The sequence below is a fragment of the Aliamphritea hakodatensis genome, from assembly GCF_024347195.1.
In the GTDB taxonomy this organism is placed as follows: Bacteria; Pseudomonadota; Gammaproteobacteria; order Pseudomonadales; family Balneatricaceae; genus Amphritea; species Amphritea hakodatensis.
Genome location: NZ_AP025281.1, coordinates 3,996,047 through 4,018,187 on the forward strand (window position 1 = coordinate 3,996,047; position 22,141 = coordinate 4,018,187).

The 22,141-nt window shown below is 51.7% G+C and carries 20 protein-coding genes; 6 read left to right on the forward strand and 14 right to left on the reverse strand.

Features of this window, described 5'->3' with window-relative positions; translation table 11 throughout:
- Positions 1-51: 51 nt before the first annotated feature.
- Positions 52-486: a cold-shock protein gene (locus PCI15_RS18300; RefSeq protein ID WP_205657909.1), complete on the reverse strand. Its 435-nt coding sequence runs from the start codon at positions 484-486 to the stop codon at positions 52-54.
- A gap of 225 nt (positions 487-711) precedes the next feature.
- Here PCI15_RS18300 and PCI15_RS18305 point away from each other — a divergent pair, with 225 nt between their 5' ends.
- Entirely contained in the window at positions 712-921 is a 210-nt protein-coding gene (locus tag PCI15_RS18305) for a SlyX family protein (protein ID WP_271271361.1), read from the forward strand.
- A 19-nt stretch (positions 922-940) separates the two neighbouring features.
- On the opposite strand, the gene PCI15_RS18310 is transcribed toward PCI15_RS18305, so the two are convergent.
- From PCI15_RS18310 to mpl, 5 genes are all read right to left on the reverse strand, one after another.
- A complete protein-coding gene (locus tag PCI15_RS18310) occupies positions 941-1,762 on the reverse strand; it encodes a class I SAM-dependent methyltransferase (RefSeq protein ID WP_271271362.1) in 822 nt (273 codons plus the stop codon).
- On the reverse strand, positions 1,749-2,555 hold the full coding sequence (locus PCI15_RS18315; protein WP_271271363.1) for an undecaprenyl-diphosphate phosphatase: 807 nt from the start codon (positions 2,553-2,555) through the stop codon (positions 1,749-1,751). Before PCI15_RS18315 ends, PCI15_RS18310 begins: the two co-directional genes overlap by 14 nt.
- Before the next feature lie 25 nt (positions 2,556-2,580).
- Positions 2,581-3,285: a tRNA (adenosine(37)-N6)-threonylcarbamoyltransferase complex dimerization subunit type 1 TsaB gene (gene tsaB / locus PCI15_RS18320; RefSeq protein WP_271271364.1), complete on the reverse strand. Its 705-nt coding sequence runs from the start codon at positions 3,283-3,285 to the stop codon at positions 2,581-2,583.
- A gap of 104 nt (positions 3,286-3,389) precedes the next feature.
- Positions 3,390-4,001 carry a flavin prenyltransferase UbiX gene (locus tag PCI15_RS18325; RefSeq protein WP_271271365.1) on the reverse strand — a complete coding sequence of 204 codons (612 nt, stop codon included), beginning with the start codon at positions 3,999-4,001 and terminating at the stop codon, positions 3,390-3,392.
- Positions 4,002-4,045: 44 nt separating this feature from the next.
- Positions 4,046-5,434, reverse strand: a complete 1,389-nt coding sequence (gene mpl / locus PCI15_RS18330) for a UDP-N-acetylmuramate:L-alanyl-gamma-D-glutamyl-meso-diaminopimelate ligase (RefSeq protein WP_271271366.1) — start codon at positions 5,432-5,434, stop codon at positions 4,046-4,048.
- Positions 5,435-5,860: 426 nt separating this feature from the next.
- Here mpl and PCI15_RS18335 point away from each other — a divergent pair, with 426 nt between their 5' ends.
- Positions 5,861-6,832, forward strand: a complete 972-nt coding sequence (locus PCI15_RS18335; protein ID WP_271271367.1) for a class 1 fructose-bisphosphatase — start codon at positions 5,861-5,863, stop codon at positions 6,830-6,832.
- A 175-nt stretch (positions 6,833-7,007) separates the two neighbouring features.
- Positions 7,008-7,541, forward strand: coding sequence for an inorganic diphosphatase (gene ppa / locus PCI15_RS18340; RefSeq protein WP_271271368.1), 534 nt, complete (start codon positions 7,008-7,010; stop codon positions 7,539-7,541).
- Between the two features lie 87 nt (positions 7,542-7,628).
- Here ppa and PCI15_RS18345 read toward each other — a convergent pair whose 3' ends face one another.
- The 5 genes from PCI15_RS18345 to PCI15_RS18365 form a co-directional block, all read right to left on the reverse strand.
- Positions 7,629-7,796 carry a hypothetical protein gene (locus PCI15_RS18345; RefSeq protein WP_271271369.1) on the reverse strand — a complete coding sequence of 56 codons (168 nt, stop codon included), beginning with the start codon at positions 7,794-7,796 and terminating at the stop codon, positions 7,629-7,631.
- A gap of 93 nt (positions 7,797-7,889) precedes the next feature.
- Positions 7,890-9,125 carry a porin gene (locus PCI15_RS18350; RefSeq protein ID WP_271271370.1) on the reverse strand — a complete coding sequence of 412 codons (1,236 nt, stop codon included), beginning with the start codon at positions 9,123-9,125 and terminating at the stop codon, positions 7,890-7,892.
- Positions 9,126-9,449: 324 nt separating this feature from the next.
- Positions 9,450-10,766, reverse strand: a complete 1,317-nt coding sequence (locus tag PCI15_RS18355) for an aspartate aminotransferase family protein (RefSeq protein WP_271271371.1) — start codon at positions 10,764-10,766, stop codon at positions 9,450-9,452.
- Positions 10,767-10,816: 50 nt separating this feature from the next.
- Entirely contained in the window at positions 10,817-11,476 is a 660-nt protein-coding gene (locus tag PCI15_RS18360; RefSeq protein WP_271271372.1) for a GntR family transcriptional regulator, read from the reverse strand.
- Between the two features lie 284 nt (positions 11,477-11,760).
- Positions 11,761-12,117: a hypothetical protein gene (locus tag PCI15_RS18365; protein WP_271271373.1), complete on the reverse strand. Its 357-nt coding sequence runs from the start codon at positions 12,115-12,117 to the stop codon at positions 11,761-11,763.
- Positions 12,118-12,213: 96 nt separating this feature from the next.
- Between PCI15_RS18365 and PCI15_RS18370 the strand changes: the two genes are divergently transcribed.
- Together PCI15_RS18370 and PCI15_RS18375 are read left to right on the forward strand one after the other, a co-directional pair.
- Entirely contained in the window at positions 12,214-12,384 is a 171-nt protein-coding gene (locus tag PCI15_RS18370) for a ribbon-helix-helix domain-containing protein (protein ID WP_271271374.1), read from the forward strand.
- A gap of 43 nt (positions 12,385-12,427) precedes the next feature.
- Positions 12,428-12,931: a hypothetical protein gene (locus tag PCI15_RS18375; protein ID WP_271271375.1), complete on the forward strand. Its 504-nt coding sequence runs from the start codon at positions 12,428-12,430 to the stop codon at positions 12,929-12,931.
- A 66-nt stretch (positions 12,932-12,997) separates the two neighbouring features.
- Here the strand turns inward: PCI15_RS18375 and PCI15_RS18380 are convergent, their stop codons facing one another.
- Positions 12,998-14,791 (reverse strand): TolC family outer membrane protein, encoded by a 1,794-nt coding sequence (locus PCI15_RS18380; RefSeq protein ID WP_271271376.1) that lies wholly within the window; start codon positions 14,789-14,791, stop codon positions 12,998-13,000.
- 474 nt (positions 14,792-15,265) lie between these two features.
- On the opposite strand from PCI15_RS18380, the gene PCI15_RS18385 reads away from it, so the two are divergent.
- A complete protein-coding gene (locus PCI15_RS18385; protein ID WP_271271377.1) occupies positions 15,266-15,931 on the forward strand; it encodes a transglutaminase-like cysteine peptidase in 666 nt (221 codons plus the stop codon).
- A gap of 202 nt (positions 15,932-16,133) precedes the next feature.
- Here PCI15_RS18385 and PCI15_RS18390 read toward each other — a convergent pair whose 3' ends face one another.
- A complete protein-coding gene (locus PCI15_RS18390; protein WP_271271378.1) occupies positions 16,134-16,466 on the reverse strand; it encodes a hypothetical protein in 333 nt (110 codons plus the stop codon).
- Between the two features lie 20 nt (positions 16,467-16,486).
- A complete protein-coding gene (locus PCI15_RS18395; RefSeq protein WP_271271379.1) occupies positions 16,487-22,129 on the reverse strand; it encodes a retention module-containing protein in 5,643 nt (1,880 codons plus the stop codon).
- Positions 22,130-22,141 lie beyond the last annotated feature (12 nt).

Here is a 22,141-nt window from a genome sequence, read left to right on the forward strand (position 1 = left end):
GCAGGCACAAAAAAGGGAGTGTCTGGCACTCCCTTTTTTTTGGCTTAAAAATTAGCTACGGACGATTGAAACGTCTTCAGCCTGCAGTCCCTTATCACTCTCACGCACATTAAAGCGTACATTCTGTCCTTCAGACAAAGAACGGTGGCCACGGCCGCGAATATTACGAAAATGTACAAACACATCGTCGCCATTCTCACGGGTGATAAATCCGAAGCCCTTGGATACGTTAAACCACTTAACGGTACCCAGTTCACGATCATCATCTTCAGATGCATAATCGTCATCAGCCATGTCCGTCTGGCCAGAAGCAGGTTTGCTGAACGCACCCGCGGCAACACAACTTACTACAACAATACCAAAAATTAACACCATATCCATTACTGGCAACTCGCCTTCGCCGGATAATCCCCCTATCACAGCCAGGATTCCCACTGTTGCAAGTGCACTGACAACAACACTAACTATCAGTTGATTAACACTCATTCTGGATCTCTTATCATTATTAAAAGTTAAATTTATATAATCTGCAGATGTAAAACTTGTAACTCTGCACAATTTATATACCTATTTTGATAAAACTATTCAATACCTTAGGTATACTTAGGCCGTATTAACTGACATCTGAGCGGATTTGCACTCTTTTACCCGCCTGATTATGATGTCGCCGCAATTCACTTCAGTAAGAATACGATCACGGAAAAGCCCCTAATGTCAGAAACAGACCGCATAGCCGACCTTGAAGCCCGCCTGGCGTTTCAGGAAGATGCTCTGGATAAGATGAGCGATGTTATCGCCAAGCAGTCACAGGAAATTGACCGGATGAATGTACTGCTCAAACACATTCATGCGCAGATGAAACTGATTGGTCAGGATGCCGTCAGTGCGCCTGACGCCGATGTACCGCCACCGCATTATTAATGCAGTGGCGTATCAAGCCTCAGCCCAGCTTCTTTAACGCGTAAACATCATACCGGCTGGATTTACCCAGCAGTTGAAAACTCGGTGTAACACCAGCAAGGCTGGGGCCGGTAATTTCCGGCGCTTTGCGGGAGCGCTTCACCACCACCCGGTATTCAGCACAGTCCAGCGCGGCCCGCAGCAACGCTTCGGCATCCGGATCTTCACCGACCACATCACGGAAGACAGCCATTTCTTTCTTAACCTGCGCCGTCTTATCCGTGTGGGGAAACATTGGGTCCACGTAGACAACGTCCGGCCGCTGGCTGTCCGGTACGCTGGCCAGCCACTCTATGCTGTTGGCATGCTGTAGCTGCATCCGTACGGCAATGTCAGCGGTTTCAGGATCTTCCTGCGCAAGCTTCAGGCCGCTTTCCAGCAGGCAGTGGATCACCGGCGAGCGTTCCACCATCTGTACTTCACAGCCTAATGTAGCCAGAACGAAACTGTCCCGGCCCAGCCCTGCGGTGACATCTGCCACCGTTGGCCGGATACTGCCTTTAATGCCAACAGCCTTGGCAATCATCTGGCCTTTTCCGCCGCCGAACTTGCGCCGGTGAGCCACCGCGCCGGTGACGAAATCCGCCATCACAGGGCCCGGCGCTTTTTTTCCGGTTACCTGCAGATGTACCCCTTTCGGCCCACAGAGTAACAGCTGCGGATATTCACAGAATTTAAGATTATATTTTTTCAGACAGGGCAGGCCCAGACGTTCAGCCAGCGCCTCTGCATCCGGCTGCCAGTAAGGGTCTGTTGCAGCAACCGCCAGTTCCAGTTCAGCTAATCCGTCAGGCCGTCGCAAAATACACCGCCAGCAGGGTTACACCCAGCAACATCCGGTAAATAACAAACGGCCCCATACCGATCCGGTCGAGCCACTTCAGGAACAGGTGAATACAGGACAGCGCACTGATCGCCGCCAGCACTGTGCCGGCTAAAATCATTTCCCACTGATCCGCCGTGCCTGTTGCCATCAGATCCATGCCTTTAAAAACACCGGCCCCTAAAATCACCGGAATCGACAGCAGAAATGAAAAACGGGCCGCAGACTGCCGGTCGAACCCCAGCATCAGGCCGGTGGTCATTGTGATACCGGAACGGGAGGTACCCGGTATCAGGGCAATCGCCTGGGAGAAGCCAATATACAATGCATCTTTCAGAGTAATATCTGTCAGTTGGCGTTGCTCGGTACGGTTGCGGTCGGCCCACCAGAGCAGTCCGCCAAAAATAAGGGTGGTACCGGCAATCACCAGAATGCTGCGGCCGTAAGTATCCACCAGGCTGCTCAGCATCAGACCGGCAATCACCGCCGGCAGGGTTGCCAGAATCACCAGCCAGGCCAGCTTACCGTCAGCCCCGGCACTTCGCCCGGTACAGGTCACCAGCCAGGCCTTCAGCATGCTCCAGATATCCTTACGGAAATAGAACATCACCGCCGCCAGAGAGCCAATATGAACCCCGACATCAAATGCCAGCCCCTGATCTTCCCAGTTAAGCAGCTGCGAAGGCAGAATCAGGTGTGCTGAACTGGAAACCGGCAGAAATTCTGTCAGTCCCTGAATCAATGCCAGCGTGATTATTTGTAACCAATCCATGAATTGTCCTGCTAATCAGAGCGTGTTACTGCTGTGATTTCTTTTTTTGCTGATCAATTTTCTTCCAGGTGACTTCATCCCTCAGATACACCGGATGGGCGTCCTCAGGCGCAATGCCCTTCCCTGCGGTAAAGTCAGCAGCTGCCAGCTGAACCATGCAACCGGCCGTCGGATAAATATCCTGCTGAGGATCTGTAATCGCCTGCTGAACATCTGCCTGCATATCCGCCAGATAACTCCAGCCTTTGCCGGCAGCACACCAGTCGCCATCACCCGGCAGTGTCAGCGCCTGTGGCGGGCAGACCACTTCCTGACCCAGCCCGACCAGCACGTCATTTTCAAGCTGATAGGCACGCCAGTAGATTTCATTCATCCGCGCATCCAGCGCCGCAATCACCTGACTGACGCCCTCGGTCTGAGTGGTTTTAAGTGCAATCGCCGCCAGCGTCGAAACTGGCAACACAGGTAACTCAGCCGCAAACGCCAGCCCTTGGGCAGCACCGGTGGCAATACGGATACCGGCGAATGATCCCGGCCCCCGGCCAAAAGCAATCGCATCCAGCTGTGCGACACTGATACCTGCTTCGGTCAGAATCTCTTCCACCATTGGCAATAACTGTTTGGTATGTTGCCGGGGAATGATACGAAAATCTTCCAGCAACTCACCGTTATAGCTCAGCGCAACCGAACAGGCGTCTGTAGAAGTATCCAGGGCTAAAATGTTGGCCATTTCTCGATCCAAAGGTGGGAAAACAAAGGCCGCTATTCTACTGTCGGGCGGGATAAATTGCACCCGGCACCACCACAATAACGGCCACCGACAGGCACGCTGGCTTATTCGCCCCAACGGGGCAGAAGATCCTGTTCAATGTGCAGTTGATTAAGAATCCTGGCCACCACAAAATCAACCATATCTTCAACCGTCTGAGGTTTGTTATAGAAGCCCGGGCTGGCCGGAATGACGACACAGCCCATGCGGGTCAGTTTCAGCATATGCTCGAGATGAATTTCAGAATACGGCGCTTCACGGGGAACCAGAATTAACTGCCGGCGCTCTTTCAGCGCCACATCCGCCGCCCGTTCAATCAGGTTATTACTGGCACCGCAGGCAATGGCCGATAACGCACCGGTACTGCAGGGGCAGACAACCATTTTCGCCGGCGCACCGGAGCCGGATGCAACGGAGGCCATCCACTGCTGTTTACCGAACACCTGTATCTGCCCGTCTCTGGCATTAAAACGCTGCTGCAGATACTCCGCCTGCGCCTGGGTGCTGCCCGGCAACTGCTCATCGGTTTCAGTGGCGATCACCACCTGTGCGGCCTGAGAAATCATCACCATCACCTGACAGTTCGCCTGTATCAGGCACTCAAGCAGGCGCAAACCGTACTGTGCGCCAGAAGCGCCGGTGATTGCCAGTGTTATAGCTTCACGATAAGCCGACATGACTCTTCCTGCTATTCATAATTAAAATCATATCCCCGAACCACTCAGCCGGCCTGTTCCTGAAGCTTCGCCACCAGCCGGGTGTGAATGCCACCAAAACCGCCATTGCTCATGATTACAATATGGCTGCCAGGCGCGGCATTTACCAGTTGCTCAATGATGCTGTCCGTGGTGCCTGCCAGATGCGCGGTTACCGGGCTGGCCTCAACCACGTCCTGTAATGACCAGTCCAGCCCTTCCGGCTGATACCAGAAGACTTCATCTGCAAGCCGGGCAGACTCTGCCAGCCGGGCTCGGTGGCTGCCTAAGCGCATGGTATTTGAACGGGGTTCAATCACTGCGATTACTTTCTCATCGCCAACCTGAGCACGAATGCCCTGCAGGGTGGTTTCAATGGCCGTTGGGTGATGAGCAAAGTCGTCATACACCCGCACTCCGTTAATATCGGCAAGTAATTCCATACGGCGTTTTACACCGGAAAAAGCACACAGGGCCTCGATGCCATGTCCGGTCTGTACGCCCACATGACGGGCAGCAACCAGCGCCATCAAACCGTTATTCACACTGTGTTTACCGGTCATATTCCAGCGTACTGTGCCCTGCAGCTCACCGTTATGCAGCACCTCAAAGGCAGACCCATCCGCTTCCAGCAGACGGGCTTGCCAGTGCTCGCCATCACGGCTGAAACTGATGTCGCCATCGGTTACAGCCGTCTGTACCTGCTGCGTCCAGCAACCCTGATCAATCACATCTGCCAGTGCCGGCTGATCCGCCGGCATAATCACCTGACCGTTTTCCGGGACTATTCTGACTACGTGGTGGAACTGCCGCTGAATGGCCGCCAGATCCGGGAAAATATCCGCGTGGTCAAATTCCAGATTATTCAGCACCAGCGTCCGCGGGCGGTAATGGACAAACTTGGAACGCTTATCAAAAAATGCCGTGTCATATTCATCCGCTTCAATGACAAAAAACGGACTGCCACCCAGCCGGGCTGAACAGGCAAAATTCTGCGGAATGCCCCCGATCAGGAATCCCGGCTGCATATCCGCATATTCCAGCAACCAGGCCAGCATGGTGGCTGTCGTTGTTTTACCGTGGGTGCCCGCCACGGCCAGTACCCACTTGTCCTGTAACACATGTTCACACAACCACTGCGGACCGGAGGTATAACGCATGCCTTTGTTCAGCATGACTTCCACACAGGGGTTACCGCGGGTCATCGCATTGCCAACAATGATAATGTCCGGCTGCGGCTCCAGCTGCGCGGGATCGTACCCTTCAATCAGCTCAATCCCCTGCTCTTCCAGCTGGGTACTCATCGGCGGATAGACATTGGCATCAGAGCCTGTCACCCGGTACCCCAATTCTTTTGCCAGTACAGCCAGGCTTCCCATGAAGGTTCCGCAGATACCTAAAATATGAACGTGCACAGGGCTTTGCTCCTTGATTTGTAAACACAGTACCAGTGTCAGCAACAGAAACCTGTCACCGTTAAGCAACCGTTATATCAGTAAAAAATGGCCCATCATACCAGTTGAGGGAAGGAGTTTTTCAGATAATTTCAGGCCCCTCATCCATGCGGATTTATGCCTGCGGTAAAGCAAACTGAAAACTTTCCCTGCCAGGTGAAGAAATTCAACATATAATTTAGCTAATTTGCGTTGAATTCTGTGTAATTCGACCCGGATTAGCGTAGAATTCGCACAATTTTTTTAAACCCGAGAACGTTGCGGGACGCCATGGGGCACGGCAAAGGAAGTACCGTTTTTTAACCGGTTAATAACCTTACCGCCTGGCGCTGCGATTACACACTGTTCTCAACTCATACCAATCCAAACCCGAAGGTTTAAGCACCCATGCTACTGCTTAGTCAGTTTCTGAAACACCAAAACACACCCGATGACCTGGTCGAACTTACCGACACCCTGATGGTTGCCTGTAAAGAGATCGCCATTCAGCTGCGTGAAGGCGCACTGGCGGGTATTCTGGGTACCTCTGAAGAAGTTAATGTTCAGGGCGAGACGCAGAAAAAACTTGATATCATTTCCAACGATATCCTCAAAGCAGTGCTACTGGATAACCCTCTGGTCGCGGGTGTTGCTTCTGAAGAAGAAGAGGAGCCGGTTGCCGGCAACCCGGACGGTAAATATCTGGTCACCTTCGACCCGCTGGATGGTTCATCCAATATTGATATCAACGTTTCTGTGGGTACTATCTTCTCCATTCTGGAATGCCCGGAAGGTATGAACGGCGGTGATGAAGCAGCTTTTCTGCAGGCAGGCCGAAAGCAGGTTGCTTCCGGTTACGTACTGTACGGCACCTGCGCAGTACTGACCCTGACAACCGGCAACGGTGTGAACATGTTCACCCTGAGCCACACCGGTGACTTCATCCTGACCCGTGAAAATGTTCAGATTCCGGAACAGACTCAGGAATTCGCCATCAACATGTCTAACCAGCGTTTCTGGGAACCGGCTATGCAGAACTATGTTGCTGATCTGCTGCAGGGTGAAGAAGGCCCGCTGGGCAAGCGTTACAACATGCGCTGGGTAGCATCCATGGTTGCTGAAGTTCACCGGGTACTGACCCGCGGCGGTATCTTTATGTACCCGTGGGACAAACGTACGCCGGAGAAACCGGGCAAACTGCGCCTGATGTATGAAGGCAACCCGATGAGCTGGCTGATTGAACAGGCCGGCGGACGCAGCACCACCTGTTACAAAGATATCCTGGATGTTGAACCGGATAAGATCCACCAGCGCGTTGCGGTGGCACTGGGCTCCAAACAGGAAGTCACCACGATGATGGGTTATCACGGCGAAAAGTAAGCGCCCGGCCCACGGCTGTTGCCTGAAGAACATGACTCTCAGCCAACAGCCGGTCATAAGTCGAATACAACTCCGGAACCGGATATGTGTATAATCCGGGCCAGACGATTTAACCCGAACACTCTGCCAGACATTTTAACCGGCAGTGTTTTCTAAATATTAAGGAAGGCTAACAATGAGCTTTGAAAAAGTCCCTGCTGGTAACGACCTGCCAAATGACATCAACGTAATCATCGAAATTCCGGCTGAAAGCTCACCGGTTAAATACGAAATCGACAAAGATTCTGATGCGATTTTCGTTGACCGTTTCATGGCTGCTCCTATGTTCTACCCGGCGAACTACGGCTACATCAACAACACCCTGGCTGACGACGGTGATGCACTGGACGTACTGGTTATTACCCCTTATCCGGTGGTTCCGGGTTCGGTGATCCGCTGCCGTCCTGTTGGCGTACTGAACATGACTGACGAAGCTGGCGAAGACGCTAAGCTGGTTGCAGTACCGCACGATAAACTGAGCAAGGCTTACAAAGATGTTCAGGACATCGAAGACCTGCCACAGTTGCAACGTGACCGTATCAAGCACTTCTTCGAGAACTACAAAGGTCTGGAAGAAGGTAAGTGGGTTAAAGTTGAAGGCTGGGACAACGCTGATGCGGCTAAAGCTGCCATCATCGAAGCTCAGAAAGCTTACGAAGCCAGCAAGTAAGCATTCAGAAATACCCATAAAAACACCCGCTCATGCGGGTGTTTTTGTATCTGTCGGTTAAATTCCCCTGTATTCCGGCCAGGTCTTTCACGGCTCATCCTGTTTGGCTTTACCACTGCGTAATTCTCCCGCCTCACCGGTAAACAGCCCCGGCCCCGCCGGCGATTCGGTATTGGCATGATAGGTAAAGGGTTTAGCTGAGCAGGCCGTCAGCAACACACTCAGCCCTACAACGGCTGTTAACCTTAACCACATAATATCTTCTCCGGTATATAAAGCCCGGCTGCCGAACAGCCACAGCCAGGCTTTTGGTGCTCTGCATTCAGTCAGACAGTCATCCGTGAATGATTAAAATTTCACCCGGGCGCCCAGAATGATGGCGTCTATGTCATCGACATTGCCTGCGGCACGGTCTAACTGATAATTGCGGTATCCCAGATAGCCTTCGGTAGACCACTTATCAAAATTCTGTACCAGTTGCAGACCATAGTTCTCACCTTCATCCCCCTGGGCGGCAAGGTCATCGTTCTGGCTGTAATCCACTGACACGGCGGTTAGACCGTGAGAGAACAGTTGCATCTGATAACCCACTTTACCGTAGTAAAACGCAGGATTATCACCCGCCTTCACATCCCGCTCACCGGCCGCCAGGGTAAAGTTCAGGCCGTTATCCAGCAACAATGAAACTGACCCGTTCACCTGGCTGTCCACGGTGGTAGAATCCGGCTCGGAATACGCAACGGCAGCGGCCAGCTTTGCACCGTCCAACTCACCGGCATAGCGGACCGCGGTATCCCAGGTTTCGCCATCAATCACACTGGCGGACACCGTAAAGTTACCGAATGTCGGTGTGTCGTAGCGAATCCGGTCGCCCCGCCCCTGACCATCGAAGTTAGAAAACGCATTGCCTACCTCGGTAGTACTGAGGGTGCCGTCGCTGTTGCGGAACAGGATCGCACCGGCAATATCAGCGGTACTGGAATAGCCCACCAGATCGGTACCGGACAGGTCTACTTCAGAGGTACCGTCAGAGGCACTTGAGCCCTGCCCCAGCCATAATTTACCGTAACGCTTGCTGTCGAAATACACTTCCAGCCGACGCTGGTTAATACCATTACCGTTGCTGATATCCGTCGTCTCATTATTCTGATTCACCGCAAAGCTTGAGTTAGAAACAAACTCCGCTTCAATGGCTGAACCCACGGTCAGATCATCCGAGACATCTGCCTCACCAATGACCCGCAAACGGGTTGAGGATGAGTCATTATCCACGTTATAGGTTTCACTCTCCCGGCCATCATCGGCGTACAGCAACCCACGGTTTACATGGCCGGAAACGGTCACCCGCACGTTTTCATTCCCGGACAGAATGCCCTTTCCGGATGCCGCTTCCGCTTTGGCTTCTGCGGCCTCAGCCTTCTGTGTTGCCACCGTCGCCTGTTGTTCTAACTGATCCAGCCGTTCAGTCAGCGCCTGAATCTGTGCCCGCAGGGCATCTGTTTCGGCACTGGCCTGCGCACCGGCACTCAGCAGCGCTATACTGGCCGTCACTGCAAGCGGTAATAATTGTTTTTGTAATCCCATAGGAAAGCTCCCGTGTCTGAAAAAAAAACCGGCACATGGCGGTTCGCTCTGCGGGTTTAGTCAGGGGTAACAAACCTGTCAGCACGTCCCTCCACCGCCGGCAGCGGTTAAATAACTCAAAGGGGTACTGGTTAAGTGCACTAAAAAACGGCGAAGTTCTTGAAAATTCTTTAATTTGGACGCAAAGACATATCAATTGGACGAACGGACAGAAAATCAGCAAGAAAAGGGAAAAAGCGGGATCTTGCTTAACCGAAATACGGGGCACTAAAAAAGCGCGTCTGAACAGACACGCTTTACAGAAGACACGACAGCCATTACGGCTTACGCTTTGGCGGCAATTTTATCGAGGCTTTCCTTCAGGGCCTGATCCAGAATTTCAATCGCCCGGTCGATTTCTGCTTCAGTCACCGTCAGCGGCGGTGCGATTCGCCATACAGAACCCCGCTCTTTCCTGCGGCGGATATTCATACTCAGCCCCAGCTCAAAGCAGCGTTTCGTGGTGATCTCTCCCAGCTCATGGTAAGCCTCTTTGGTTTGCCGGTCTTTCACCAGCTCAACTCCCAGCAGCAAACCCAGACCACGGATATCACCGATCTCCTCGTACTTATCCATCAGCCCCTGTAAACGGCCGCGCAGGTAGTTACCCACCGTATGCGCCCGCTCGACCAGATTATCTTCAACAATGGTACGCAGCACTGCCAGACCGGCAGCTGCCGGCAAAGGGTCAGACACATGGCTGGTGTAATAGGTGAAACCACGCTCATGAACTGTTTGTTCAATCGCTTCAGTGGTAATGGTTGCCGCAAACGGCAAACCGCCCCCCAGGCTCTTCGAGACACTCATGATATCCGGGGTAATACCGAAATGACTGGCACCGAATTTCTCACCGATACGGCCAAAGGCAGTCTGGGCTTCATCAAAGATCAGCAACATGCCACGTTCGTCAGCGGCTTTGCGCAAACCTTCCATGTAGCACTGTGGCGGCACGATCACGCCACCGGCACTGATAATCGGCTCAACGATGATCGCCGCCGGCGCACCAGCACTGTGCATATCAAACATTTTAAAGCCCAGTTCCAGCGCAGCCATGGCAGATTCATCATCCGTGGCGCCGGGAATATGCGGCCGGTAACTGTAGGGCTCTGGAATGGCAAACACGCCAGGAATGGTCGGCCCGTAGCCACGCCGGTCACTGGCATAGGAAACACTCGACGCGGCACCGGTTACCCCATGCCAGGAGCCGCCGATCGCGATAACTTCAAAGCCACCGGTATATAACTTAGCCATGCGCAAAGCGGCTTCGTTACTTTCAGAACCGGTATTAATAAACAGGGATTTTTTCAGGTCGCCGGGCAGCCAGTCTTCAGCCAGCGTCTGTCCCAGTTCAGCAACCACATCCGGGATCATACCGCTGAACATATGGTAAGCACGTTCGCCACACTGGCGAACGGCTTCAATGATCGCCGGATGATTATGGCCAATGGTGGCGCACATCTGTCCGGAGGTAAAATCCAGAATTTCACGGCCGGAATCATCACGTACGGTACAGCCGGACGCATGGGTGAAAATGTTTTCGAAGCTGTCACCGCCGTAACGGACCAGATATTCCTTGGCTGCAGCGCGCAGTTCCTGGGTCATTGCTTAATCTCCTGAAGAGTAAGTATCTGACAACAGGATCTGCCCCGCGGTCAGAAGTCTAAAACACCATCCTCACCAATCCTGCTGAGAATAGTTTCCAGCGAGTGATCCAGATGTTCACTGACGGTCGCCAGAAACCCTGCTTCGTCACGCGCATATAACAGTTCGATCATCCGCCGGTGTTCCGCTACGGCTTCATCAATCCGCTCCCCGATATTCCACATAAAATAGCGGGGAAAGCTGTTCCATAAGTTACGTACAGCAGCCACCAGATATTCATTACGGCTGGCGGCAAAAATCAGCAGATGAAAGGCTTCATCAACTTTAACCAGTTCTTCAAACCGCCCGGCTTTGGCATAAACAGCCATGCGTTCAGCCAGCAGGTGCAATTCATCGATTTCTGCTTCTGTAATATTTTCAAAGGCCAGCTTTGAAGTCTGTGTTTCGATGATCTTACGGGCGGTGTAAATTTGCTTAATCCGCGCCACATCCATCGTGGCAACCCGCGCCCCGCGGTGTTGCTCATAATTCACCAGTCCGGCGGCTGTCAGCTCACTGAATGCTTCTCTTACCGGCGTACTGCTCAGTCCTAAATCCGCCGCAACGTCGTTCTGCCTTAGCGCCTGTCCGGGCTCATAACGGCCGATCCGTATTGCGTGCCGCAACTCTTCGGTTGCTAACTGACGCTTGGTTTGAAAGCTTACTTTCATAGTTTAATCCGGGTGATTTTATGCACTTTACATATTATATATAATATATACAAATAGATTTTATATTGCCGGTTTATCCCATATTAAGGAAGAGTTAAGGAAAACCGGCAGCACAGCTATTCAGCGCTATAACCGACTGAGAAGCAATGGGAAAAATCAAAAACTGAGGATAATTTAACCATCATGAATTATTTGCATCTGAACACCTGAAAACACAAATTTCAGATACAGAGAATCCCCGGCACACATCTGAAGATATGTGCACGTTGGTAAAGCCTTATAAGTCAGTCGGTATCAGCGCCGGCAGAAGCGGTTTCAGACGGCCCGGACATAACCTCACTGACCCGACAGACAGCTTCCTTCTGACGTTCACTTAAATTGCGGTAGGTATCCAGCAGGAAACTTTCATCCTGACTTAACGCCTGCTCTGCCACGGTATTCATGCGTTTACCTGTCAGAATGTACTGGACGTCCGCGCCTTCCACGGCAACCGCGGCAAGGTATCCGGCATCCGGTAAACGGCTGCCTTTTTCGTAGTTTGACTGTGCATTTCTGGCCACACCGCCAAAGCCGGCAAACACTGCCTGGCTCATTTTAAGACGGCGTCGCTCTTCCCTAAGTCGTGCCCCGATTATATCCATATGAATGCTTTTAAGTTGACTAGCACTCCAATGAGTGCAATATTATACCAGTAACTAACCGTTACTCACTCTTACTTTCAGGGAGTAATTATAGCCATGGACACAGGCAAAACCACCGAAAAAAATATCCGTATTCAAACCTTACTGGCACCGGCTGTTTATCGCCGGCTGCAACAGTTGCGTCATCAGGAGGACCGTTCCGAATCCAAAATGGCTGCTATCCTGATTGAAGAAGCACTCAATACACGCCAGACAAAAGCCGGCTAAACTGACTGTGAAGCTTATTTAGTTATTCAGGCAGGGACGCCATATGAACATTACACATCCCGGTTATTCTGTTAACCGGCCAGACAGCTATCAGGTCATCCGCGGTGATTCTGATGACTGGTGTCATCTGCACACCGACAGTGCTTGTCTTGAACAGCTGTGTCAGATTTCCTTCTCCAGCCCGGCACGCAATACATCACCCGCCGGGCTAACCAGAGCACTGGAACTGCTACACCATAAGCTTAATGTTCTGTTGCGCTACAGCCAGAGCCTGGAAGCATTTCTGCAGGGCACTCCGGTGCCTTTACTGCCAGGCTCAACAGCCAGCGCACATGTCATATTAATCAGTGACCGTTACTTCCTGAAACTGCTGACAGCAGCCACCTTACTGAAAAAGTTATTGCAGCTGGTTCGCCCGTCTGACTGCCGGTTACCGTTGAAACTCAGTCACGATATTGCCAGCCATTACACTTTACATATCAGACGATGTTTAACGCCAGGCTATGAGGATTTTCAGCAGCTGTCCGGGGTGACAGTCAGACACTAAAAAAACCCGGCCATCCGGCCGGGTTTTCAGTCTGCAGTTCGGCCACTGCAGTGGGCGTCAGCTGACTTACAGCTGAAATTTATCTGACTTATCAATCACCATATCCACCCGCCGGTTCAGACGGCGTCCTTCGGATGTCTTGTTATCCGCCATCGGTTGCGACTCTCCGTAACCCACAACTTCCAACCGCGAAGGGTCGATGCCGTGGACGTTCACCAGCCGATCATAAACCGCCTGAGCACGCCGCTGCGACAATCCCATATTGTACTGTTCGGTACCGATATAATCCGTATGCCCCGCGATCACACCGACCACTTCAGGGTTCTCTTTGAGGAAACTGGCAGCATCACTGATATCTTTATCGTAGCTGTTAACCAGCACAGCGGAATCGAAGGCAAACTTAGCATCCATCCGGAAAGCCAGTTTATTGCCATCAATTTCCCTGAACCGGCTGTCTGTCAGTAAACCTGCCATAATGGCTTCTTTATCGAAGGTGGTCTGTTCCGGCAGCTCCGGCGGGCAACGGCCCTCAAGATCATTACGGGGTTCAATGGCATCCTGAGCCGCTTTAGCACCCTCTACACCGGCCATATCATAGGCAGACAGTAATTGCCCTGTCACAGCCAACGTGCGCGCCTGAGCAAGCTTGAGGTTGTGCACGGTATTCACGTAGGTACGTCGCACTTCAAAATACTCATTTTCGGTATCCAGTAAGTCCAGCAGAGTACGCTGACCGATATCAAACTGTTCACGGTAGGCTACGCGGGCATCAGCGACTGCTGCCTGGTTACGGGCGATATACCGTTCCTGCTGTCGCAGACTGCCTATGTCGTTATAAGCAATAACAGTATCCTGACGCACATCCCGGCATGCTTTCTCTCTCAGCTGATAGGCGACATCTACCAGCTTATCAAACTGGCGCTGCCGGGCGGCATCTGAGCCGCCGTTATACAGGTTGTAACTCATCAGCAGCTCAATGGCCTGTTCTTCCCGGCGTTCATCAATGCCATCGGTATAATCTTCAACCTCGCCCCGCAGCCGCAGATCCAGCCGTGGCATCATCGCCGCATCACGTGCCTTTCGGGCTGCATGGGAAGCGAGAACATTTTCAATCGCCGCATTGAGTCTTGGACTGAGCACATAGGCCCGTTCCAGAGTATCCCCACGGGTATCAGGTATCAGCAGTTCAGGCAGTTGAGGGACATCCAGCTGTGCAGCGGGCAGCTCCCCCACTACCCGCTGAAAACGGGCGGTAACATCATGTAAGTTTGTCGCTTCAGTCAGTAAGTTGGCTTCTGCCAGCGCCAGACGCGCAGTGGCCTGTTCGAGGTCAACACGGCGGGCGATCCCCGCCTCATGGCGTTCTTCAATATCAGCAAAGATACTGCGGTGCTGAACATAGTTGTCTTTCGCCAGCGCTACCAGTTGCTGAAAACGCATGGTATCCAGATAGGCGCGAACAGTTTCCAGCGCTACGTCTTCCGATGTGCTGCGAAACTCATAGAAACGGACTTTTCGTAAATGATCCAGCCGGGCCACGTCATTACGGGTCGCAAAACCGTCAAACAACATTTGAGTGAGCGTTAATCTTACATTCCAGGGGTCATAATCAATTTCGGGCTGATTACTTCTGTCCAGCCATTCGTGTCCGATCTGGCCGTTCAGATCAACCCTGGGGTAATATCCGCCTTCTCCGGCGCGCTGTTCTTCTGCAGCCGCTTCAAAGGTATACCAGCTAGCCAGTACATCCGGATTTTGCACAACGGAGCGTGATATTGCTTCGTCCAGTGATCCGACAGGCGCGGCCAAAGCCGGAGATGCCGCAAGTATCATTGCGGCAAGCAAGTAGCGATATGCCATCTTCCATCTCCCTCTGTCACCAAATCAAATCCGTTTGTCTATTGATGCTTCTTTTTGTTAAGGAATCTGAAAACTTCCTGACGCTGCCCAACGTTATGCTGTGCAGCATTCCAGCCAGATCTGATACTCCCCGAAACCCGCCACACGCAAATCGTATTTTGCTAAATACAACCAGCCACTGCAGACAGGCTTAATATCAAACCGCCCGACCCCTGAAACTCATCAGGCTTATTCTTCTCATCCATCATTAATAATTTTCACCTTTGTCTAAAAGTAGTCGGTGGATGCAAGTAAGTAAAAATTTTTTCGCGTAGTTTCTTCCTTAATTTTTTTTATAATCCGCCGCTAACCTGTTCCGGCTGCAATGGATTCATGCCCCGGCTTGCACAGATTTTGCATAAAACACCTGCAGTTTCAGTTACTAAGCCAAAAACATCTGATTTTTAATTAACTTACACGGGCAATGAATCAACAATGGCATTAAAAAAACGGCTTTCCGGCCTGCTATTTTTTATTATGAGTATTTCTGTTCCTGAATATGTTGCCGCTCAGGTAGACATTAAAAAGCTGCAATCTGTGGCCGAGCAGAAATATGGAAAAACTGCATCAGAAACAGTCACTAACTGGCAGTCATTACTGGAAAACAGTTCAGACCTCAGCACCGAAGAGAAGCTTTTCAAAATTAATAACTTCTTCAATAAACGGGTGCGCTTTGAGTCTGACAGCCAGATATGGCAACAACAGGATTACTGGGCTACACCGCTGGAAACCCTGGCCAAGGCCCGGGGTGACTGCGAAGATTTCTCGATTGCCAAATACTTTTCGTTGATTTTACTGGGCATTCCGGAAGAACAGTTACAGCTCACGTATGTGAATGCCACCCGGAATTTTCCCGGCAGACAAATCAGCCAGACGCATATGGTCGTTACCTATTTCCCTGAAGATTCAGCACCTCTGGTTCTGGATAATCTGATTTCTGATATTCGCCCCAGTACAGAACGCTCTGATTTAAAAACAATTTTTAGTTTTAATAATGAAGGATTCTGGGTCGCAGGCCAGAACAGACTTGATGCACCTGAAAAAAGAATTCGCCGTTGGGGAGATGTAAAAGCACGTATGCAGGCGGAAGGTTTACTTTAAAAAATATCAAGTGAATTATTCTTGCAAAATAATTCATGTATTTTTAAATGTTTAGTTTTTTTCATCAACAAAAAAATAAAAAGCATTCCTCCCAAGCATTACAACCCAGAAAATAAGTCCCCCGACTTATCAGATAAATAGAATTAAAGACGCTGCTAATACCAAAAAGAAATATTAGCAGCTAATTTTTATACATTATTAATCATAAAATGAGTTGTTCATCCTCAGTTTCCGGCAGGATTTCCAGCTGTGATTTAAGGGATTTCCGCACCTGTTGGCGCATCAGTATTTTGTCCTGAACAGGTTCGGGTAAATCTGTAAAACGGATCTGATTCTGCTCCACCAGTAACATCACCAGATCCTCAATGACCCGGATTAACGCTTTATCCATCCGGGTCAGCTGATCATCTTCTACGGCGGCCGTCAGGCTGAAAATATCCTCACAGTCCTGATCATCCAAAAGGACAAAACCTGCCAGAGGTTCCCGGCTAACAGCGGCAATACGTTGCCGTTCATCACGCTTTACATAGATCATCCTGATACCTGCAATGCTTATTAATCTGTTATCAGCTTACCATTGTTTACCAGATCCTGAATCAGTGCAGCCTGGTCGGTACCGTTGAGATCGGTGAAAGCGGTGACAAGATCCACCCCGGACAGCTCGATTGTCTGTTCAACCACACCGTTATCAAAACCACCGTCAAAGCCTGCTACGGTACTGATATGAATTACAGTATCGCCATCATTATTCAGGTCAAAATACAGATAGTCCGTCAGGTCATTGTTCTGTTCATCAACGAGCAGATCACTGAGATCAAGTACATCTCCTTCATTGCCCGGCAAGGCTGTATCAAAGTCAGTGATGATGTCTGCTGCCGGATCCCCCGGGCTGCCACCATCGTTCAGGTTCCACACAAAGGTGTCGCTGCCTAATCCGCCGGTTAAGACATCATCTCCGGCGCCGCCGATGAGCGTATTAGCCTCTTCATTACCTCCCAGTGCATCCTGTGCGCCGGTACCGGTCAGGGTGTCCAGGGTACCGCTGACGTCTATAACGATTGAATCATTGGCTAAATCAAAGTCGTTATCGACGACGTTAAACGGTGCAGTCAGGGTGAAGTCCTGATTTTCTGACAGGTAATTTACGGTCAGTTCATCAGGAATAATTTTGTACTGCCCCTCATCGGATGAGAAAACAATAAAGGTGAATTCATCCAGCCCCAAACCGGCAGCCGTTATAGTGACTGTATCGCCATCTGTCACCTGTATAATGCCGGTTTCTCCATCAGGCAGATCATCATAGGTAAACCCATTCTGCCCGAGTAGCGCCAGCTCTGCAGGCATCACGGTATAGACGGTATAGCGCAATGTCGCTACCGAATTGCCATTGGTATCAATGCCCAGGCTCATTTCTGTCACGTTCTGATCGAAACTCATAAACAGGTGATCTTCCTGCCCACTGTCTGCGTCCACATCCTGACCATCCCCAACCCCCATGCTGTTAGCACTGGTATTCACTGTACTGAGCGTGTATTCATTGGTGTCATCATCAAACTCATAACCATAAAAGATTGTCTGAATAGGATCAGCATCCAGCCCGGATGATGACAGGCGGAAGTTGTCACTGTTACCGCCTGACAGCCCCATACCAATCAGTACATCAGTTGCTTCAGTCTGGATAGGGAAATACTGCGTGTAGGTATAAGTGTTCATGTCTTCATTAACCGTCAGCGTGAAGACGACAGTGTCATCAGCCAGCATCCCGGTAATGGTCTGTGTCTGATTATCCTGACTGTAACTTAGCGGTTCATCGTTCGCATACAGTGTCTGACTGGGGTTAAATTCGCCCCAGCTGAAACTTTGCGGTGTATCTGCCGAGGGGTCAACACTCAGCGTTCCGACAATGGTCAGCGTACCGTTGGCCCCCATACCGTCGGCCACAGAAATGATCTCCGGCACATCATCATTTTGCGTGATAACGATAAAGCCCGGATCAGATACTGAACCGTCTGAATCCTCCGCTATGACTTCAAAAGAGGTCATCGTCTGATCGCTGAAAATTGCATGGGTCACAGCCGTGATCAGGCTATAGCTGTAACTGATGGTGCCGGTATTGGCATCATATCCGGTAATTACCATTTCCTCACTGGCATCGCTGAACACGGTTAACGGCATAAGATCGGTGGCCGCCATCAGATCGGCCACCAACAGGATATTCCCGGCGATGGTCACTGAGGCCAGGCCATCCGGCGCATTCACCTTAAAACTGCCATTCGTGGTTTCACTGTTATCCGTATCAGACAGCAGGCCTACGTCATACACCGTTCCTGCACTGCCGGTCATATCCAGTGTTACCGGTTCATCAACCGGTTGTACATCAAAGGTTACGGTCGCCGTATTTGATTCCAGACTGCCGTCACTCACCGTATAGGTGAAGCTGGTGGGTGCCGGCTCGGAGCCGTCATGCACATAAGTGAAGGTGCCGTTTTCATTGAGAGTCAGGGTGCCGTCACCAATGGTGATCTGCGCTTCGCCTTGCTGATTGAACACCACCGGCTGGCCGTTCACATCCATAATGGTCAGCGGATCGTTTTCAGGGTCGGAGTCTACGCCGTCACCGGTGTTATTGGTGATGATGTTACCGCCGATCTGGCCGCCTTCGTTGACGTTGTAGTCGTTATCCGTGGCCACCGGCGCATCGTTCACCTGCTTCACGTTTAAGCTCACGGTCGCAGTGTTAGATTCAAGATTGCCGTCACTCACCGTATAGGTGAAGCTGGTCGGTGCAGGCTCGGAGCCGTCATGCACATAAGTGAAGGTGCCGTTTTCATTGAGAGTCAGGGTGCCGTCACCAATGGTGATCTGCGCTTCGCCTTGCTGATTGAACACCACCGGCTGGCCGTTCACATCCATAATGGTCAGCGGGTCGTTTTCTGGGTCGGAGTCTACGCCGTCACCGGTGTTATTGGTGATGATGTTACCGCCGATCTGACCGCCTTCGTTGACGTTGTAGTCGTTATCCGTGGCCACCGGCGCATCGTTCACCTGCTTCACGTTTAAGCTCACGGTCGCAGTGTTAGATTCAAGATTGCCGTCACTCACCGTATAGGTGAAGCTGGTGGGTGCCGGCTCGGAGCCGTCATGCACATAAGTGAAGGTGCCGTTTTCGTTCAGGGTCAGGGTGCCGTCACCAATGGTGATCTGCGCTTCGCCTTGCTGATTGAACACCACCGGCTGGCCGTTCACATCCATAATGGTCAGCGGATCGTTTTCAGGGTCGGAGTCTACGCCGTCACCGGTGTTATTGGTGATGATGTTACCGCCGATCTGGCCGCCTTCGTTGACGTTGTAGTCGTTATCCGTGGCCACCGGCGCATCGTTCACCTGCTTCACGTTTAAGCTCACGGTCGCGGTGTTAGATTCAAGATTGCCGTCACTCACCGTATAGGTGAAGCTGGTCGGTGCCGGCTCAGAGCCGTCATGCACATAAGTGAAGGTGCCGTTTTCATTGAGGGTCAGGGTGCCGTCACCAATGGTGATCTGCGCTTCGCCTTGCTGATTGAACACCACCGGCTGGCCGTTCACATCCATAATGGTCAGCGGATCGTTTTCAGGGTCGGAGTCTACGCCGTCACCGGTGTTATTGGTGATGATGTTACCGCCGATCTGGCCGCCTTCGTTGACGTTGTAGTCGTTATCCGTGGCCACCGGCGCATCGTTCACCTGCTTCACGTTTAAGCTCACGGTCGCGGTGTTAGATTCAAGATTGCCGTCACTCACCGTATAGGTGAAGCTGGTCGGTGCCGGCTCGGAGCCGTCATGCACATAAGTGAAGGTGCCGTTTTCGTTCAGGGTCAGGGTGCCGTCACCAATGGTGATCTGCGTTTCGCCTTGCTGATTGAACACCACCGGCTGGCCGTTGACATCCATAATGGTCAGCGGGTCATTTTCAGGGTCGGAGTCAACGCCGTCACCGGTGTTATTGGTGATGATGTTACCGCCGATCTGGCCGCCTTCGTTGACGTTGTAGTCGTTATCCGTGGCCACCGGCGCATCGTTCACCTGCTTCACGTTTAAGCTCACGGTCGCAGTGTTAGATTCAAGATTGCCGTCACTCACCGTATAGGTGAAGCTGGTGGGTGCCGGCTCGGAGCCGTCATGCACATAAGTGAAGGTGCCGTTTTCGTTCAGGGTCAGGGTGCCGTCACCAATGGTGATCTGCGCTTCGCCTTGCTGATTGAACACCACCGGCTGGCCGTTCACATCCATAATGGTCAGCGGGTCGTTTTCTGGGTCGGAGTCAACGCCGTCACCGGTGTTATTGGTGATGATGTTACCGCCGATCTGGCCCCCTTCGTTGACGTTGTAGTCGTTATCCGTGGCCACCGGCGCATCGTTCACCTGCTTCACGTTTAAGCTCACGGTCGCGGTGTTAGATTCAAGATTGCCGTCACTCACCGTATAGGTGAAGCTGGTCGGTGCCGGCTCAGAGCCGTCATGCACATAAGTGAAGGTGCCGTTTTCATTGAGGGTCAGGGTGCCGTCACCAATGGTGATCTGCGCTTCGCCTTGCTGATTGAACACCACCGGCTGGCCGTTCACATCCATAATGGTCAGCGGATCGTTTTCAGGGTCGGAGTCTACGCCGTCACCGGTGTTATTGGTGATGATGTTACCGCCGATCTGGCCGCCTTCGTTGACGTTGTAGTCGTTATCCGTGGCCACCGGCGCATCGTTCACCTGCTTCACGTTTAAGCTCACGGTCGCGGTGTTAGATTCAAGATTGCCGTCACTCACCATATAGGTGAAGCTGGTCGGTGCCGGCTCAGAGCCGTCATGCACATAAGTGAAGGTGCCGTTTTCGTTCAGGGTCAGGGTGCCGTCACCAATGGTGATCTGCGCTTCGCCTTGCTGATTGAACACCACCGGCTGGCCGTTCACATCCATAATGGTCAGCGGGTCGTTTTCAGGGTCAGAGTCTACGCCGTCACCGGTGTTATTGGTGATGATGTTACCGCCGACCTGGCCGCCTTCGTTGACGTTGTAGTCGTTATCCGTGGCCACCGGCGCATCGTTCACCTGTTGGACGTTCAGGGTTACTGTGGCTGAGTTAGACTCAAGAACACCATCGGTCACTGTATAGGTGAAGCTGACTTCCTCCGGCTCCTCTCCGTTATGCTGATAGCTATAACTGCCATCTTTACTGATCGTCAGGATCCCGTCACCCACAGCAATCTGAGCCTGATCCTGCTGATCAAAGATCACCGGCTGACCATTAATAGTAGCAATCATCAACGGATCATTGTCGATGTCACTGTCGATACCGTCACCGGTATCATCCCCGATTATATTGCCCGATACCTGACCACCCTCATCAACACTGTATTCGTTGTCAGTCGCAACCGGTGCATCGTTAACCGGATTTACCGTAATACTCACCGTTGCCGGATCAGAGGTATTGCCGGCCTCATCGGATACTGTATATTCAAATGAATCAGGGCCGTTATAGTTCTCGTCCGGCGTATATGTTACTGCACCGCTGACAGGATCAACACTGATGACACCGTTAGCAGGCTGGCTGATGATAACAACACTGCCTGGGTCCAGGTCGCCGTCCGGATCTGAGTCATTGCCCAGAATATTAATAACAACCGAGCTGTCTTCATCCAGGCTGACTGCATCATCCACAGCAACCGGCGGCTGCGCCTCATCTACCGGCAGTAAATCAGGCGAAATAAACGGTGTGTCACCGGCAGCAAACGTCTGGCCATTAAAGACAGAAGGCGTGGTGGTTTCTACTATCCGGGTAAGCACGACAAAATCATGACCTTCGCCACCGTTCGGACCGGCACCACCGGCGGCAGGCGCAGGCAAGACATCCGTCGGATCCTGACCCGCTTCAATGGCGGCCAGTACAGCAGCGACAGATTCGTCGCTGACCGACTCGTTTGCCGCAACATTTTCGTCATCAACACTGACCATGTTTTCAGTAATTGCCACTTCGACCGGCTGATCAAAAGACATGTATGTGCCATCTGTCATTGCCAGTTGTACAAACGCACCCTCTGAAGGTACCAGAACATCACCGTCGGTCAGAACGTCTCCGACCTGAAGTAGTCTCAGCTCGCCTTCACTGTTGCGGACAAATGCCTCTCCGGACACTGCAGATACTGTTGCGATGGGAGTATTTGAAGCCATGATACCTCTCCC